This is a genomic window from Streptomyces sp. 6N223 (genome assembly GCF_052246635.1).
Classification (GTDB): Bacteria; Actinomycetota; Actinomycetes; order Streptomycetales; family Streptomycetaceae; genus Streptomyces.
In genome coordinates this window covers 142,703-159,041 of sequence record NZ_JBQQCA010000003.1, presented here as the reverse complement: position 1 = coordinate 159,041, position 16,339 = coordinate 142,703, and the positions used below count along the sequence as shown (strand labels likewise).

17 protein-coding genes are annotated in these 16,339 nt (G+C 68.3%); 11 read left to right on the top strand and 6 right to left on the bottom strand.

What is annotated here, in order from left to right; translation table 11 throughout:
* Positions 1-302: 302 nt before the first annotated feature.
* From ACTWQH_RS03710 to ACTWQH_RS03700, 3 genes are all read left to right on the top strand, one after another.
* A complete protein-coding gene (locus tag ACTWQH_RS03710) occupies positions 303-1,928 on the top strand; it encodes a recombinase family protein (protein WP_443284830.1) in 1,626 nt (541 codons plus the stop codon).
* Positions 1,929-2,260: 332 nt separating this feature from the next.
* A complete protein-coding gene (locus ACTWQH_RS03705) occupies positions 2,261-2,833 on the top strand; it encodes a hypothetical protein (RefSeq protein WP_443284829.1) in 573 nt (190 codons plus the stop codon).
* Positions 2,834-3,076: 243 nt separating this feature from the next.
* The gene (locus tag ACTWQH_RS03700) at positions 3,077-3,847 is read left to right on the top strand and encodes a phage major capsid protein (RefSeq protein WP_443284922.1); all 771 of its coding nucleotides are present in this window, start codon (positions 3,077-3,079) and stop codon (positions 3,845-3,847) included.
* A 265-nt stretch (positions 3,848-4,112) separates the two neighbouring features.
* On the opposite strand, the gene ACTWQH_RS03695 is transcribed toward ACTWQH_RS03700, so the two are convergent.
* A complete protein-coding gene (locus ACTWQH_RS03695; RefSeq protein ID WP_443284828.1) occupies positions 4,113-4,415 on the bottom strand; it encodes a hypothetical protein in 303 nt (100 codons plus the stop codon).
* A 729-nt stretch (positions 4,416-5,144) separates the two neighbouring features.
* Between ACTWQH_RS03695 and ACTWQH_RS03690 the strand changes: the two genes are divergently transcribed.
* Positions 5,145-5,330, top strand: coding sequence for a phage terminase small subunit (locus ACTWQH_RS03690; RefSeq protein WP_443284921.1), 186 nt, complete (start codon positions 5,145-5,147; stop codon positions 5,328-5,330).
* A 54-nt stretch (positions 5,331-5,384) separates the two neighbouring features.
* Here ACTWQH_RS03690 and ACTWQH_RS03685 read toward each other — a convergent pair whose 3' ends face one another.
* Complete coding sequence (locus ACTWQH_RS03685) at positions 5,385-6,599, bottom strand: helix-turn-helix domain-containing protein (RefSeq protein WP_443284827.1); 1,215 nt, start codon at positions 6,597-6,599, stop codon at positions 5,385-5,387.
* Positions 6,600-7,049: 450 nt separating this feature from the next.
* On the opposite strand from ACTWQH_RS03685, the gene ACTWQH_RS03680 reads away from it, so the two are divergent.
* Genes ACTWQH_RS03680 through ACTWQH_RS03665 form a run of 4 tightly spaced genes read left to right on the top strand, consistent with a single transcriptional unit; the run spans position 7,050 to position 7,898 of the window.
* The gene (locus ACTWQH_RS03680; protein ID WP_443284826.1) at positions 7,050-7,208 is read left to right on the top strand and encodes a hypothetical protein; all 159 of its coding nucleotides are present in this window, start codon (positions 7,050-7,052) and stop codon (positions 7,206-7,208) included.
* A complete protein-coding gene (locus tag ACTWQH_RS03675; RefSeq protein ID WP_443284825.1) occupies positions 7,205-7,444 on the top strand; it encodes a DUF7848 domain-containing protein in 240 nt (79 codons plus the stop codon). The genes ACTWQH_RS03680 and ACTWQH_RS03675 overlap by 4 nt, the downstream gene beginning before the upstream one ends.
* Positions 7,435-7,641, top strand: coding sequence for a DUF7848 domain-containing protein (locus ACTWQH_RS03670; protein WP_443284824.1), 207 nt, complete (start codon positions 7,435-7,437; stop codon positions 7,639-7,641). Before ACTWQH_RS03675 ends, ACTWQH_RS03670 begins: the two co-directional genes overlap by 10 nt.
* A complete protein-coding gene (locus ACTWQH_RS03665) occupies positions 7,638-7,898 on the top strand; it encodes a hypothetical protein (protein WP_443284823.1) in 261 nt (86 codons plus the stop codon). Before ACTWQH_RS03670 ends, ACTWQH_RS03665 begins: the two co-directional genes overlap by 4 nt.
* Before the next feature lie 420 nt (positions 7,899-8,318).
* Here ACTWQH_RS03665 and ACTWQH_RS03660 read toward each other — a convergent pair whose 3' ends face one another.
* Genes ACTWQH_RS03660 through ACTWQH_RS03650 form a run of 3 tightly spaced genes read right to left on the bottom strand, consistent with a single transcriptional unit; the run spans position 8,319 to position 11,550 of the window.
* A complete protein-coding gene (locus ACTWQH_RS03660) occupies positions 8,319-9,095 on the bottom strand; it encodes an ABC transporter permease subunit (protein WP_443284822.1) in 777 nt (258 codons plus the stop codon).
* Positions 9,092-10,621 (bottom strand): ABC transporter permease subunit, encoded by a 1,530-nt coding sequence (locus ACTWQH_RS03655; RefSeq protein ID WP_443284821.1) that lies wholly within the window; start codon positions 10,619-10,621, stop codon positions 9,092-9,094. Before ACTWQH_RS03655 ends, ACTWQH_RS03660 begins: the two co-directional genes overlap by 4 nt.
* Positions 10,618-11,550 carry an ATP-binding cassette domain-containing protein gene (locus tag ACTWQH_RS03650; protein ID WP_443284820.1) on the bottom strand — a complete coding sequence of 311 codons (933 nt, stop codon included), beginning with the start codon at positions 11,548-11,550 and terminating at the stop codon, positions 10,618-10,620. The genes ACTWQH_RS03655 and ACTWQH_RS03650 overlap by 4 nt, the downstream gene beginning before the upstream one ends.
* Before the next feature lie 181 nt (positions 11,551-11,731).
* Here ACTWQH_RS03650 and ACTWQH_RS03645 point away from each other — a divergent pair, with 181 nt between their 5' ends.
* From ACTWQH_RS03645 to ACTWQH_RS03635, 3 genes are all read left to right on the top strand, one after another.
* Complete coding sequence (locus ACTWQH_RS03645) at positions 11,732-12,394, top strand: response regulator transcription factor (protein WP_443284819.1); 663 nt, start codon at positions 11,732-11,734, stop codon at positions 12,392-12,394.
* A complete protein-coding gene (locus tag ACTWQH_RS03640; RefSeq protein ID WP_443284818.1) occupies positions 12,391-13,563 on the top strand; it encodes a sensor histidine kinase in 1,173 nt (390 codons plus the stop codon). The genes ACTWQH_RS03645 and ACTWQH_RS03640 overlap by 4 nt, the downstream gene beginning before the upstream one ends.
* 294 nt (positions 13,564-13,857) lie before the next feature.
* On the top strand, positions 13,858-14,820 hold the full coding sequence (locus ACTWQH_RS03635) for a glycoside hydrolase family 26 protein (RefSeq protein ID WP_443284817.1): 963 nt from the start codon (positions 13,858-13,860) through the stop codon (positions 14,818-14,820).
* A gap of 113 nt (positions 14,821-14,933) precedes the next feature.
* Here ACTWQH_RS03635 and bagJ read toward each other — a convergent pair whose 3' ends face one another.
* On the bottom strand, positions 14,934-16,292 hold the full coding sequence (gene bagJ / locus ACTWQH_RS03630) for a bagremycin/ferroverdin transporter BagJ/FevB (protein ID WP_443284816.1): 1,359 nt from the start codon (positions 16,290-16,292) through the stop codon (positions 14,934-14,936).
* Positions 16,293-16,339 lie beyond the last annotated feature (47 nt).

Below are 16,339 nucleotides of genomic sequence, written 5' to 3'. Positions count from 1 at the left end.
CTAGGCCCATGATAATGGGGGCTCTTGAACTCGCGCCGCGCCAGAGGCGAGCACGGCGGCCGCCGCTGCGGGTCGCCGGCCGTCTGGTCACGGCTCCCCGATCGAGCTCTGCTGACCTGTCCGGCTCTGGGCCCTGTCCGGGCGATCTTGCCGGGCCCGCGACTCCCCCACTCCGCTTCGCTGCGCGGGAGGTACCCCCACCGCTTCGCGCCACGGCACCTCGCTGCGTTGTCGGGCCCGCCCAGGCGTTCCCAACACTCTGGGAGCCTCGGGAGGCGGGCCGATTCCCGCAGGTCAGGGACGTGGTGACCGTGGGTGTGGCAGTGGCCGGGCGACCTTTGCGCTCCGCCAAGGGCATGAAGACTCATGCAGTGCAGGCGGCCGGGAAGCGGCCGGAGCTTGATCTACTGGTCAGGAAGTCGAAGATCGTCCGGGACGGGGAACACGCGCTCTCCCTCCGGGCGCAGGAGGAGCGGGGCCGACGCTGGGCGGATCAGAACGGCTACCGGGTGCGGAAGGTGTGGAAGGAGAACCTGAGCGCCTACTCGGACGTGGAGCGCCCGAAGTGCGACGCGGCGATGAAGGCGGTGCTTGATGGGGAGGTTCCGGCGTTGTGGTGTTTCGCGCTGGACCGCTTCAGCCGCAAGGGGATCGATGCGATCGGCCCGATCCTGGGCAAGGCGCGGGTCATCTTCGACTACGAACAGCTTGACTCATCGAACAAGCGTGACCGGCGCTGGATCATCCAGCGAGCGGAGGACGCACGGGAGTACTCGCTGCGGCTGTCCTACAACATCCGCAGCACCAAGACCCGGCAGCGGAACGAGGGGCGTTGGCTGGGGCGTGCGCCCTTCGGGCTGGTGGTGGACACCGACCGGAAGCTCAAGCCCGATACCAAGTGGATCAAGGGCCGGGACTACTCCCCGTGGGACATCATCCTTCGCATCTTCAAGGAGGTGAGCGAAGGGCTGTCGGCACGGGCCGTGGCACGGAAGTTCACCGCTGAGGGCATCACGACGGGACGGGGCAAGTCATGGCGCGCGGACAGCGTTCGTTCGATCGTGATCCACCCCGTTTACGAGGGGTGGCTGACCGTGACGCAGAACAAGCGGCCCGTCCCCTACCTGACCGACGAGGGCAAGCGCGTCCGATGCGTGGCGCGTGGAGCGCTCCGGCGCATGATCCCGGCGACGCTGGCGGAGAAGGCGCGGCGGGTGCTGTCGGGGCATCAGATCATCCCCACCGTGCCGCGTGAGGGACGGCGCAAGCATCTGCTGTCGGGCCTGCTGACGTGCGCCGGTTGTGGCCGGGCGATGGTGGCCGACAGTCAGTCGTACGTGTGTCACTCCCGCGCTTCCGGGCGTCCGTGTCCGGCGCAGGCGTCGGTGATGCGCGGAGCGCTGGAGCGTTACGTCTCGGAGCTGTGGCTGTCGCGCATGAACGGGGCGGAGGACGACGATCCGCTGATGATCGCCGTTGCCCAGCGCTGGACGGCACTGATGAAGCCGGAGGAGACGGCGGAGATACGGGAAGCCGTGGCCGCTGTGCGGGCGGCTGAGGCGGCGCTTGAGGCGTTCCACGCGGATGACCGGGCCGGTTTCTACGCGGGCCGTTCCGCGAAGTACCGGCTACCGGCGAAGCGGGAGGCGGAGGAACGCCTGACGGCTACGGAGGAGCGGCTTGCCGAACTGTCCGGCGGGGCGGTCGATGTCTCGTTCCTGCTCAATGGGCAGGCTCGCGGAGCGTGGGAAGCGGCGGACGACGCGCTACGGCGTGACCTGCTGGGCCTGGCGGTCGAACGCATAGCGGTGACCAAGGCGTCCCGTCCGGGCGCCCGTTTCGTCGGCGACGACCGCGTGACCGTCCAGTGGGCAACACCCGCCGAGCAGGCGGCCGAGGAAGCAGAGGAGTACGAGCAAGCAGCCTGACAGCGCGCCTGACGGCTCGTTCGCGGCCCGCTCTCTGGGAGTTGTCCCAGAGGGCGGGCCGTTCGCGTGTCTGAGGGACGACACGGGGCGTCAGTTCCGTTGGCCTCTGTGATGCCGTTTCCGCTGGTCAGTGGGTGATTACGGTGCTCCTCCATTGCTCGGGAGACCGACGCGTTCCCCTGCCAGTGACGAAGCAACCGTCCGCTCAAAGCGGGTGGCCCCGGAGGGAAGTGCACACGATGGGTGGAGAACTGCGCCCCGTCTCGCCGTTCGACGCGTCCCGGCGCGTGGACGACGACGGCTCCGAGTAGTGGTCAGCACGTGAGCTGCTGATGGGCGAGACGTTCCGCTACAACAAGTGGCAAGACGCCGACATCGCGGTGCGGCGCGCGATAAGGGTCATGGACAACACGGGCGTTGACGCAGGTCAGCACGTGATTACGGAGGTCCGGCACTATGACGATCCGACGGCGTTCGGTGGCGTGCGCAAGTACAAGGACTACCGGCTGAGCCGGTTTGCCGCCTACCTCGTGGCGATGAACGACCCGCACAAGCCCGAGGTAGCCGCTGCTCAGGCGTACTTCGCCATCAAGACCCGAGAGGCTGAGTTGATGCGCCAGCACAGGGCCCGGGCCTACGCCGACGCGCTGAGAGTGGCAGAAGGGCGGAGGAAAGACGTCTCGCTTCTCTCGCCGAAGTTCAGCCCACGCGGCCCGGGACGGGGCCGGATGACGACTTCGAGGCGGCGCTCATGGCGGCGTTGGAGGCCGAGAGGGCGCGGAAGAGAGTGCTCGGCGCCGGATAACCACGACGTACGCGGCCCGGCTGCAGCCCTCACTCTGGACGACGTTCCGGGGTGGGGGCTCTTTGCATTCCCAGAGAACACGGAAGGCAGCAGAGAGTGACCAATCTGTGTGATCTGCGACACGTCAGCGATCGCTGACCCGATACCCCTTGCGCACCAGTAACCGGAGTAAGGCGCTCCGATTCTCTACATGGAGTAACTGAGCACTCTACAGGCTGTCATTTTTTACTGACGAATGACGAAAAACCTACCTCAGCGACGCCGGTCATCCGGCGAACTCTGACCACGAGAGGACAGCACAGTGAGTCTGGGAATCTTCACCACCTCGCCCGGGGCGTAGGGCATCACGCCCGACGACTACGCGGCGCTTGTCGTCCAGCCCGTACAGGCCGAATCGACGGCCTTCCAGGTTGGTACTCCGCTCACGACCACTTCGACACGGATGCATCTGCCGATCGTGGTGGAAGACGCCGGAGCCGCATGGGTCCTTGAAGGCGAAGAAGTCGTTGCCCCCGCCAAGGTGGCCGGGCTGACGGTCGTCTCCTCCGAACTGGCCGAGGACTCCAACCCCGACGCACAGCAGATCGTCGGCAACGGCCTGGCCCGCTCCATCGCCCGCCAAGTCGATGCCGCATTCTTCGGCAGCCTGCCCCATCCCGCACCGCACGGACTGGAAAAGCTCACCGGGATATCGGCGGTCGCGGCCGGCCGGAAGTGGACGAACCTCGACCCGTTCCTGTCCGCTATCGCTGCGGCTGAGAACGTCGGCGCCACGCTGACGAGTTTCACCGCACACCCGAACGACGCGCTGGCCCTGGCCCAACTCAAGGAACAGAGCGGAAGCAACCGGCCGCTCCTCGGCTCGGACCCCACGATGCCGACGCGGCGGGTGATCGCTGGCGTTCCGCTGTACGTCTCCCCGGCCGTCACCCCGGGCACCGTGTGGGGAATCCCGCGCGACCGTGTATTCGTCGTACTCCGCCGTGACGTGCGCGTGGACATCAGCGCAGACGCCTATTTCAGCTCCGACCAGGTAGCCGTAAGCGGCACCATGCGCGTCGGATTCGGCTACCCACACCCCGCGGCGGTCGCTAAGGTCTCGCTCACGCAGTAAGCCACGGCCTCAAGGCGTATGCGGTCGATACGGCTCAGCCGTAAGGGTACTCAATTCTGAGTATCCTTACGGCAAGGGAGCCCACAAAGTGGGTACCTTCGCAGCAAAGGGGAGTGCAGACTATGCACGTCCCCGCGAAGGGTCCCCACAATGTGAGGACCCTTGCCGCTGGCCTGGGGGATACCCCCGCGATCAAGGCCGGAAGACCGCAAGCGTATAGCAGTCCAGATGCTGTACGGGTTCCAAGGTTGTCAACGAGGTAACCCTAGAGCATCCTCCCGAGCTTCTCCTCGGTGGGAATCACATCGGCTACGAAGTAAGCCTCATCCGAGCCAGAAGCAAACTTCTTCCGCTCTGATTCGGTCATGGGGCGTGCCAAGGTGACCCTGTCGCCTAGGTGGACTGCAACGTAATCCGTCCCAGGAACGGCGACCGAATACTCACTCGTTTCTGGTCTCTTTGAGAGTTCTTCGACGAGTCGGTCCAACCATTTGTGTCTTTCCCCCAGTGGAATGGACCGAATCTTATCGGCGGCCTGGTTGGCGAACACGATTTCGGTTGTTGTCATGGAGCCAGCTCCTCGGCCGATGTAACGGCTCGTTCGGTCAATTGGATCTCCCCCTGGTCGATGGAATCGTAGAGCGGTTCAACTGAAAATTCCCCTCCGCCTGGAACTTTCACCACGCCTCGGATTCGATGGTAGAAGGCGCCTAGTGCCACTAGAAAGACGCCGGAGGCCAAAGTGAAGGTGACTGCCGTTGTGTCGAGGCCTAGGAACATGGCCGCTAGTCCGGCTGCGAGTAGACATCCGCCGATGGTCACAAGTGGAATGTGGAGCTTCGCAAGAAGCCTAGCTCTCGCAGTTTTGTCGCTAGGTGATTCATCCATGTCACGGCCCCAATCTGCAAGCGCTCGTACTAGATTCTGTACCGGCCTGCGGTCGCTGTCGAACTGAGGCGCACAGCGTTCTACAGCCCGCGCAAGGCGAGTAATTGAGTGATCAACCAGGGTCTCTGATTCTCGAACTCTTCACGCCTCACGCTGTCGGGCCCAAGCCCGTGCCGCCTGGAGCGCTGCCGGACGTGCATCCGTGCCCGATCCTGCGCAGTGACTGGGCCGTGAACGAACGTCGACCGGGCCTGGAGGGCCTTGGGCCTCGACAGCCAGCGCGGGCGGGACCACGCACAGACCTGCGTAGCCCGGGAGGCTTCGGCCTGGACACGCCCGGTGCCCGAGAAGCGGTGGCAGGGACCGAAGGGGGTGGCAGCCATGCCAGGACCGGTCCCGAAGCGATCCGATCAGCGCCGCAGGGCGCAACAAGCCCGATGGCCCGGAGCTGGTGAAGGCTCGGGCCGGGAGCAGCTCGGAGGTTCCTCCGGCCGACGAGTCGTGGCACCCGATTGCCGCGCGCCGATATACGTCGCTGGCTGAGTCCGGGCAATCGCAGACCATGCCGGTCGCGAATGACCGCGCCGTGAGCTGACCGACCGAACCCCCGTGCCAGCCCTTCCCAGGCCGGTACGGGGGTTTCCCGTACTCAAAGTGCGTACGGATCACCACCTATTGCTTCTTCGATGCCGTGTAGGGCATCACGAAGGTTGGGCGGCGCCCCTGTCATCCCTTTTCCCTTGCGAGTCGTCTTCGCTAGCAGTTCGAGGGTTACGACAGAAGACATTTCAGCGACAGCCGGAATAAGGCATTCGGATTCCTCCTCTGCCGCTTGCCAGGCTCTTACATCTAGCAGGCAAGCAAGCAGGCGTACAGAGGCGACGTTTTGATACCCTACGTGCGCGCCGGAATCTCTCTCCATGGCTCGTTGAAGAATTGGGATAGCCGCTTCCCATTGCCCGGTTTCATGCAGTACGCGTCCCTCCTGCCTGTCTATCTCTGTTTCCGTGACCCACCATGCCCAGTTAGGGGCATCGTCGGGCGCACTGTCTTGAAGCAGAGAACGAGCGCGACCGAAGGAGCGTGAGGCGTCTGCATTCTGACCCGATGCTGCGAGCCCTTGCGCTTCCCTAGCTCGGAACATCGCCTCGATCCGTGGCGGCAAAGGTTCACGGTCGATTGCGGACCGAGCAATGGACAACTCCTCACGCGACCGTCCAACCCATCCGGCCAACATGCCCATATTCTGAAGAATTAAAAGCTCTGTCGAGTGATCCCCGCACAGCTTCGCAAGGAAGAGAGCTTCTTGATTGAACCTTCGAGAGGCAGCAAAATGACCCGCGTTGAAGAGAGCCCATCCGGCAATTTCAGCCAACTCTGCGCCCGCTGCCTGAATGTCGCGTTCGTATCTAGTTTCATAGTCGCCGTCCCCAAGACGTCGATGTACGGCCCTAAAAGCGCGCACAGCCATGTCAGCAATAGGCAGGCCGTTAAGCTCGTTATCGAGGGCAACCAATTTGCGGGAAGTCTCGCGGATTGCCTCCGCGTACACGTCTCCCCTTGCTCCGCTCAATACGGGGAGCTGCCGGGAATCTCCACTCGCGGGCCGCTCGGTCGTTCTGTGTGCCGATGGCTCCCACGGTCGACGTGCAAGTCTGAGCATATGGCCGGGAATCCGCAACGCGTCGGCAATCTGTTCAATCTTGCTCAGAGTCGTGATCGAACCTTCGCCGCGCGCAAGCTCGCTGACGCGGGAGGATTTAATGTCACACGCTTCCGCCATGCGGTTGTAGCTGATCCCCGCCCATTTCCTGGCAAGAAAAAACAGCCGTCCGAAGTCATGTGCGTCAATGGCGTCCCGCACGTCACTTCGGGCAAGTACCTCTCGTGGGAGCGCTGCTGACGGCTTCATACCCAACCCTGAGTCGCCGAGTGGTGATCTCCAAGTCTACGTCTGTCGTCGCGAGTCACACCCGTCATGGGTCACTAACGGCCGCGTAGGCAGCGCGGAAGCTTGGGACGACGCAGAAGACCCCCGCAACCGATGTGCGTCGGCCCGGGGGCGCGGACCACCTGATCACCAAGAGAGGCAGGCAGCCGTGAGCAAGGTTAGCCACGGTCACCCGAACGTGGGGTCACTGGTGAGAGATACGGCCACAGATCGTGTCGTCTCCGAACACCCCCGAACCGCTGACCTTTAACAACTCCAAGCCGCGTACCTCATGCACCGGGACGAGTGCCACACGTGCACGCCCGACCAGTCATGCCCGATAGCGCGACGGCTGGAAGAGGCACAGCGCCTGGCAGGCGTGTCATGAGCGCGAACTGTGCCGAGTGCGCCCGCCTGGAGCGCGAGAGGGAAGCGGCGCGGCAGGCGGGGGACCTGAGCAAGGTCACCGACTGTGCCGTGCTGCTCAAGCGCCACCCCGACCACAGCAAGAGGGCCGCTTCCGCCGGAAGGAGGCGGGCATGACCCGCGCGACGTACCGGTTCCGGGAGCACACGATCATGCCGGACACCGGCCCCGACGCCGAGCCCCTCACGTTCGTCATGCAGTGCGTGACGTGCGACGCGCGATGCGGAGTGTCCGGCAACGCCGACGCCGGAGCCACCTGGGCGTTAGCGCATCTGAGGAACAACCCCGGGCACGTCCGCTACCGCGAGCACATCACCCGCCCTTACAAGGTCGAGCCGGGGGCGTGGCAGTGACGCGAACCATCTTGAGAGGCAACGACCTGGTGCTCACCGCCGAACGCGCGCAGGGAGCACCGGACGGGATCTATCTCGCCGAGTGCACCACCTGCCCCGCCACGTCCGGGCGCGTGGACAGCGATCCCGATCCCGTCGCGCGCTGGGCCATCCTCCACACCAGGAACACGGACCGAATCACAGTCAGTTCCTCGTGACCGTTGAGCGTCACTGGCGCGTTGAACCCACACACACCCCGGACGGACACGGCACGGCCACGCCAACCCCGCCCGGCACCGCCAGCACGGCCGATCGGACACCCGCCACGCACCGCGCCCCCGGACGCTGGGGCGCCTGCTGGCGGCGCGCCATAGCTTGGGCGGGGCGGTTCGCCGGGCCGCTTGTGCTGACCTCGTTCATGGTGGTCGCCGCACTCGGCGGCTACCTCATCGGGACCGGTCAGGACACCGGCTGACCCGCCGATGACCCCCGTACGGTCGGGGGCCGCGTGTGCTCACTCCCGGCCGTGCGGGTCGCAAGATCCCACCCGTTCCGCCTCGGGTGCTCGGGGCGGAGCCTGGTGGGGAAGTCCCCCGGAGGGGAGCACCGCGCAGAGGTGAGCGCACGCATCGCTCACGCTCCCGCCCCTCCCGCTCGACGGCGCACCGATGGTGCGCTCACGTGAGTGCCACACGACGGTGAGGGACAACCAGCCCCGTCCCCGACCGGCCACGACCGGGGACGGGGCTCCTTCATGCCCGCTGACCTGGTGACTCCCTGAGCTACAAGGGTGTACGGTTTGCCCAAGTACGCCCAGTACGAGGGCGACCCTCCGCCTTGCGATGCACCGCGTCTGACGCCGCGGGCTGATCCGACAAGATCGCCCGGACAGGGCCTAGGCGTCGCGTCTGCGCAGCAGCAGGCCGCCGGCCACGAGCGCGGCGGCGGCCCACCCGGCGGTGACGCCGAGACCGGCCCAGGGGCTGAGGGGCAGGCTGTGGAGATCGGTGGTGGCCCGGATGGCGAGCCCGGCGCTCATCGGCCCGATCTGCTGGAGCAGGCGCCGCACGTGCGGATTGCCGATCACCTGGGAGATGACGGGGAGAAGGTAGAGCAGGCCGAGGACGACCCCGATGGCGGTCGCGGAGTCCCGCACGATGGCAGCGATGCCGAGGCTGAGCAGGGCGATCAGGGCGAGGTAGAGGACCGACCCGACGGCCGCGCGCAGTGTGGGCCCGTCGGCAAGGGACAGGGCCGGGTAGCCGCGGGCGGCGGTGAAGGCGTGGCGGGGCAGGATGAACCGCCCGGCCAGCAGCGACCCGAGGACCGCGATGGTTCCAGCCGCGGCCACGACACCGGTGAGGGTGATGGCCTTGGCCGCGAGGACGGTGCCCCGGCGCGGCATCGCCGCGAGCGTGGTGCGGATCATGCCCGAGCTGTACTCGCCGCTGATGACCAGCACGGCCAGGATGGCGACCAACGCCTGGCCGAGCTCGACGCCGGTGAGGCAGAGCCTGGTCATGTCGCCGCCGCAGCCGGCGGACGTGCATGTCACCACCGAGGCCGCCCCGGCGCTCAGGGCCACTGTCGCCGCGATCATGCCGAGCAGCAGCCACAGGGGGCCGGCGACGGTCCGTATCTTCGTCCATTCCGCGTGCAGGGCCGGTCTCATGCGTCCCTCCTGCGGAGAAGGACGGCTGCTACGGCCAGGCTTGCCACCGCGTAGCCGGCCAGGACGGCGAGCCCGGCCCACGGTGCCAGCGGGTAGTAGCCGTTGTACGGCGTATAGATGCTCGTGACCTGGTCATACGGCACGAGCGTCTGCTGGACGGCGAAGGCCGCGGCCGGCGTCACCCGCGTCAGCCAGTCCGACACGCTCGCGGGCATGAACGGGTTGGCGATCAGGACGCAGGGCAGCACGATGGCCACAAGGACGGCGGTGATCGCGCCGGCGCCGTGCCGGACGATGGCGCCGACGGCAAGGGCCAGGATCGAGGCGGTCGCGAGCAGCGCCGCGGTGCCGAGCGCCGTCCGCAGTTCGGTTGAGGACGACACCGGGAAGACGTAGACGCCGTTGGCCCGGGCGAGCCGCTCGCCGGCCGGAGCCGCGACGACCGCTCCCGCCAGCCCGGCGACGAAGGTGACGACGCCCAGCACGATCGCCTTGGCCATCAGCACCCGGCTCCGTCTCGGGCTGGCGGCCAGGGTGACGTGGATCAGGTTCTTCCGGTATTCCGTGGTGATGTACAGCGTTCCCACGACGATCACCGCGATCAGCGCGGCGAACGTGCCGGTGAGGAGGTCCTTGAGGGTGCCGCCGGTCGGCAGGGTGCCGCGGACGGCGGGCGCGATGTCGCCGGCGCCGGTCACCGTGAAGTCGCCGTCGGATCCCGTGAACGAACCCGCCGTGCTCTGCGGGTAGCCGGCGAAGCTGGGGGATTCGGGTCCCACCTGATCGCCTGTCCAGGCGCCACCGGCCCAGCCCCCCTGGACACGAAGATCTTCGAAGACGGCCGTGGACACACTGCCGCGTGTGCCCATGCCCTGCACGGAAGGCGGAGACGCGACGAACAGCCCGCCCTGCGCGGTCGGTCCGAGCCCGCGCACGTGCACGGTGCCCACCGTGGTCCAGTGTGTGCCGTCGGCGGAGGCATATCCGGTGACCGCATCGCCCGAGCGGTCCAGCCTCAGCCAGCGAACAGACGCGGCGGAGACGGGGCCGGGGAGGCCGGCCGTGTCGTTGACGTAGTTGTCCTGCATCCGCACGCCGTGGCTGCCGGTCACCATGACCGCCGCGTAGGGCGATCCCTGACGGGTGCTCTCCTTGATGATGAGCCCGGCCTTCGCCCACGGCACGGTGCCGGGCCGCAGGTCCCCGGGGCCCTCGGGGATGCTGCTCCTGAGCGCGGAAACGGAGACGGTGATGCTGCCGTTTCCGGCCATCGGCTGGTGCACGAAGTAGAAGCTGTCGGTCACCGGTTCACCGCCCGGTCCGACCGGAACGGGCGGTGAGCCCTTCTGATCGCTGCTGGCCCCGGCGAGCAGGGCGATCAGCACCACCATCAGCGCCGCAGCCACCACGCCGGTCACCAGGGCCCGGACCGTGCGGAACTTCGTCCACTCCGCGTGCAGCAACTGGAGGAAGCCGTCCCGCCCCTCCCGCTGGCCGGATCGGTACGGCGTAACGGTGGGGGTCACGGCGACACCTCCCGCGGCTTCGCGGCGCGGAACTCAACCGCGTCGCGCGTGAGCTCCAGGTAGACGTCCTCCAGCGTGGCGCGGTGCGCCGAGACCTCCGAGAACGGGACGGCGCTCTGGCTGAGCAACGCCACGATGCGATCCGCCGGCAGGCCGGAGACGGTCATGGTGTCCCGGCCGGTAGCCACCACGGCGGCGCCGGCACGCCCGAGCACCGTCGTCGCGTCCGGCCGAGCCGTGGTACGCACGGCCACCCGGTTCCCGGACGCGGCCGCGATCAGGTCGGCCACGCCGGCGTCGGCGATGGCCTTGCCGCGCCCGACCACGACGAGGTGATCGGCGGCGTCCTGCACCTCGCTCATCAGATGGCTGGACACCAGGACGGCGCGGCCCTGAGCGGCCAGCGACCGCAGGAAGCCACGCATCCATACGATGCCGTCGGGGTCCATGCCGTTGAACGGCTCATCGAGCATGATGATCGGCGGGTCGCCCAGCAGGGCCGCGGCGATGCCGAGCCGCTGCCGCATGCCCAGCGAGTAGCCGCCGGCCTTGCGCCGGGCCGCGGAGGCGAGGCCGACCTGCTCGATCACCTGGTCCACCCGCCGCGCGGCCAGGCCCTGTGAATGCGCCAGCCACAGCAGGTGGTTGCGAGCGCTCCGGCTGGGGTGCGCCGCCGGGTCCAGGATTGAACCGACGTGGCTCAGCGGGTGCCGGAGGCTGCGGTACGGCCTTCCCTCGACGAGCGCGGTGCCCTCGTCGACCGCATCCAGGCCGAGGATCACCCGCATCGTGGTGGACTTGCCGGCCCCGTTCGGGCCCACGAAGCCGGTCACCAGCCCCGGGCGGACGGTGAAGGACATGCCGTCGAGGGCCCGGGTCGCCCCGTACCGCTTGCGCAGCCCGGCGACGGCGATCTCTGCGGCGCTCATCGGGGTGAGCGGCCAGCTCGGTGTGGTCTCATGCCGGTTGTTGTACATGCCGCCTGGTTCCCGCCCGGTCTCGGCCGCTGCGACCTGGTTGGAACCCGCTGCCTGGCATCGTTGGGTGCATGGCACCCCAAACCGGCGGCCCGCCACGCCGCCCTCCCCGTACGACAGGCGGTGATCCGCGGTGAGGGTCCTGGTGGCCGAGGACTTCGAGGTGCTGGCCCGCTCGATCGGCACCGGGCTGCGCCGCGAGGGCATGGCCGTCGACGTCGTGCTGGACGGGACCGACGCCCTTGCCCGCGTGGCCGCCGTCCGCTACGACGTGGTCATCCTCGACCGGGACCTGCCCGGCGTCGGCGGCGACGACATCTGCCGGCGACTCGCCAGCGACCGCTCCGGCACCCGCGTGCTGATGCTGACCGCGGCCGGCACCGTCAAGGACCGCGTCGACGGGCTCAGCCTCGGTGCGGACGACTACCTGCCCAAGCCGTTCGCCTTCGCCGAACTGGTCGCCCGTGTCCGGGCCCTCGCCCGCCGGGCCACCCCACCGGTTCCTCCCACCCTCTCCTGCGGGGACATCACCCTGGATCCGGCTCGCCGGGTGGCGTTCCGCGCCGGCCGGCGCCTTGAGCTCAGCCCGAAGGAGTTCGCGCTCCTTGAATGCCTGCTGGCCTCGCCCGGCCTGGTTCTGTCCGCCGAGGAACTCCTCGAACGCGTCTGGGACGAAGCGGCCGACCCCTTCACGTCCGCGGTCAAGCACACCATGCACCGGTTGCGGGCCAAACTCGGCGACCCGCCGGTGATCGAGACCATCCGCGAGGGCGGCTACCGGATCGGGCCGCCATGACCGACCCCCGGCCGCTCCCCAGACGGTCCCTGCGGACCCGGCTCGCGCTCTTCTACGCTGCGGGCATCTACGTCGCCGGGATCGTGGTCCTCGCCGTCGTCACCGTCCCCCTGGCCGGCATCCAGTCGACCGTTCCCGCCCGAAGCCAGGCGCCAGGTGCGATCACCGGCACCGGGGAGGGGATCGGCCCGCACCAGCTCCTCGTCGGCTCCGCCGTCGCGCTCGCCCTCCTCATCCCCATCGCCCTCGCCGCCGGCTGGTTCGTCGCCGGCCGCTTCCTCAGGCCCCTGCGGGCCGTCACCGCCACCGCCAAGGCCATCTCGGCCGGAAACCTCCACCAGCGCCTCGACCTCGGCGAGCCCGCCGACGAGCTGACCGAGCTTGGCTCCGTCCTCGACGACCTCTTCGCCCGCCTCGAAGCCTCCTTCGACGCTCAACGACACTTCGTCGCCAACGCCTCCCACGAGCTGCGCACCCCCCTCGCCGGCCTGCGGACCCTCCTCGAGGTCACCCTTGCCGACCCCGATGCCGACGCCGGCACCCTGCGCTCGGCCTGCCAGGAGGCCCTCGCTCTCGGCGCACACCAGGAGCGGCTCGTCCAGGCACTGCTCGCCCTGGCCACCGGCGAGGGCGGCGTCGCCCGCCGCGACACCCTCGACCTCGCCCACGTCGTCCGAGGAGTGCTCGCCTCCCGCCGCGGCCGGGCAACAGAAAGGGGCATCGACCTCGCCGAACGCCTCACGCCCGCAGTGACGGCCGGGGACCCGGGACTGATCGAAAGCCTCATCGCCAACCTCGTCGACAACGCCATCCGCCACAACCACCCTGGCGGGCACGTGGAGATCGCCACGCAGACCTCGGGGACGCGGGCGACCCTGACGGTCACCAACAGCGGGCCGGCCATCCCCGACGACCAGATCCAGCGCCTCGTTCAGCCCTTCCAGAGACTGGCGCCCGATCGCAACGGCCGCCGCGACGGCTACGGCCTCGGCCTCGCCATCGTCCATGCCGTCGCCCGAGCTCACCACGCCCCCCTCACCATCAGCGCACGTCCCGAAGGCGGCCTGGCCGTCACCGTACGCTTCGTACGCCCACCTCTCGAGGTGCCGCTGGTCACCGATGGGTTCAGGCACGGCCACACCGCCTTCACACGGCCGAAAAACTCTTGAGGGGTTTGAAAGCCGTTCAGAGCAGTTCTGGACGCGGCGGCACCGGGGCAAACATAATCCATTTTCGTGTTTGCAGGTGCTGCTGTGGACGCGGGGTGAGGAGAGGCGCCTGTGAATGTCCTCTGCCGGGCGTCTCGGGGGCTGGTTCACGCGCGTTGTGCCGTATGCCACGCGAGAAGATCAAGCCGTTTCGTCTGACTGGGAGCGATCATGAACGACCATGCCCCAACGCGCCGTTCGTGGCGGCGTCGCCGCAGGTGGAGTCTGGCCGCGGCGGCGCTCGCGGCGGTCGTCGTGAGTCCTCTGGCGATCAGCGGCTCCGCCGCGAATGGTGCCTCCACCGACGCCGCCGAGGCCAGGGAGGAATGCACCCAGAACGAGATCCTCGTCCCGAACTGCGGCGTGCTCTGGGGCATCTACACCAAGCCCGAGGGCGGGGACCTCCCCGCGACCGTGACCGGCATCGAGGAGGACATCCAGCGCCCCTTCGACATCGTCCACCGCTACCACGATTTCTCCTCGCCCTTCCCGGACGAGGGAGAGCAGCAGCTCACGGGTAACGGCGAGCGCACACTCCTGGTCAACTGGACCACCCGCAACCACGACGGTGGCGCCCGGGCGACGTGGGCGGACGTGGCCAGCGGCGAGTACGACGAGGAGGTCATCCGCCCGGCGGCGCGGCGGATCGCCGAGTTCGGCCAGCCGATCTTCCTCGCCTTCGACCACGAGGCCGAGGGCGCCCGCCACCCGGACCAGGGCGACGGCCCGGATTACGTCCAGGCGTACCGCCACGTCTACGAGATCTTCCAGGAGGAAGGCGCCGACAACGCCATCTGGACCTGGATCCATGTCGGCTGGATCGGGCACGAGCACACGACCCCGACCTTCTTCCCGGGCGACGAATACGTCGACTGGATCGGCTACGACCCGTTCAACTACTACGTCTGCCGCGACAACGAATGGCGCTCGCCGGACGTGGCGTTCGGCCGCTGGTACCAATGGCTCCAGCGAAACGGCTTCGAGGACAAGCCGATCATGCTGGCCGAGTACGGCACTGTCGCCGACCCGGAGGACGAGGGCGCGCAGGCGCAGTGGTACCGCAATTTGGTGCCCGCCCTGGAAAGGCATCCCAACATCAAGGCCGTCGCGCAATTCAACACCTACAAGAAGTGCGACACGCGCGTGACCACGCAGCCCGACGTCCTGGAGGCCTGGGGCGAGGCCGGCCGGAGCGACTACGTCAACATCGACCGCTGAATTACGCTGAACCACGCTGAACCACGCTGATCGCGCTGGCGTCGGCGGCGCGCCGGTGGATCGTTTCTCCCCCCAACGCCAGGGCGTTGGGGGGAGAGAACGGTCGCTCCCGGTCAGGCCGCCTGCTGCGGCCGGGCAGGCGGGAGCAGCAGAGCGACGAGAGCCGCGAGCAGCGGGAGCACGGCGACGACGGCGAGCGCGCTGCTGAGCTCCATGTGTTCGGAGAGCGTCCCGGTGGTCGCGGAGCCGATGCCGCCGCCGACGAAGAAGATGAGGTTGAGCACGCCGATGGCACCGCCGCGCTGGAGGGGCTGGAGGCTGCTGGACAGCACCGCGGTGGTGAGCACCTGGGTGACGGCGAAGGTGGCCATGCCCATGGACGTGCCGATCAGCATCACGACGATGCCGCCGTCGACCAGGCCGACGATGCCGAGGAACGCCGCACAGCTCAGGGCGGCCGCCGCCAGCAGGACGCTGCCGCCCTTGCTCGTCGTCAGCTTGCTGGCCAGCCGCGCGAAGACCGCCCCGACGACCGCGCCCGGCAGCAGCCAGGCCCCGACCTTGAACACGCTCCAGCCGTACTGGATGGCGAGGATCTGCGGCACCGCGTACATCGCGGCGAACAGCCCGGCGTAGCCGCCGAGGCCGACCACCGCCGCGATCAGGAATGTGCGGTTCGTGGTCAGCGGCCGTGGCACGAAGCCGTCGGGTTCGCTCCTGATCCGCAGCGCGAGGCCCGCCACCGACACCACCAGCAGGACCGCCAGCAGGATCACGACCGGGGTGGCGAGGTCGAGCGAGGAGGCCTGGATGAGGAGGAGCACCGAGGTGGCGACCGTGCCCAGCAGGAGCCCGCCGATCAGGTCGACGGCCCGTCCGAAGCCGGGGCGGGTGGCCGCGAGTTCCAGGCAGAAGGGCACCACCAGCAGGGAGAGCGCCGGCAGCACGAGGGTGAGCCGCCAGTGCATCCAGTCGGTCACCATCCCTCCGGCGAGGGTGGCGGTGGAGGAGCAGATCGCCATGGTCGCCCCGAAGATGCCGAGGATCTTGGGGCGTTGATCCGGGGCGGCCGAGGAGGCGAGGGTGAGGGCGCTGGAGGTGACGGCGCCGGAACCCGCCGCCTGCACGAACCGGCCCGCGATCAGGAGGCCGAAGCTGGAGGCGACCAGGATCAGCACCGCGCCGACGGCCAGCAGCGCCGCCCCGGCCAGCACCGTGTTGCGCACGCCCCACTTCTCCGAAAGCCGCCCGAAGAGCGCGGTGCCCACGCCGAGCGCCAGGGCGTGCGCGGTGAGCACCCAGCCGGCGACGGCCGGCTCGACCTCCATGGCGATGGCGACGTCGGGCAGCGCCACGCCCGCGGCGGTGACTCCGAAGATCACCGGGCCGAACAGGGCTCCCAGCCGGAGCCCGATCAACCCCGCACCAGGTGCGATCCGGGGCTCAGCCCGCACCGCGCTGTCAGTAGTCATCAGAGACCGTTTCCTTCCCGTCTTGTGATCGGTGAAATACCCGGCGT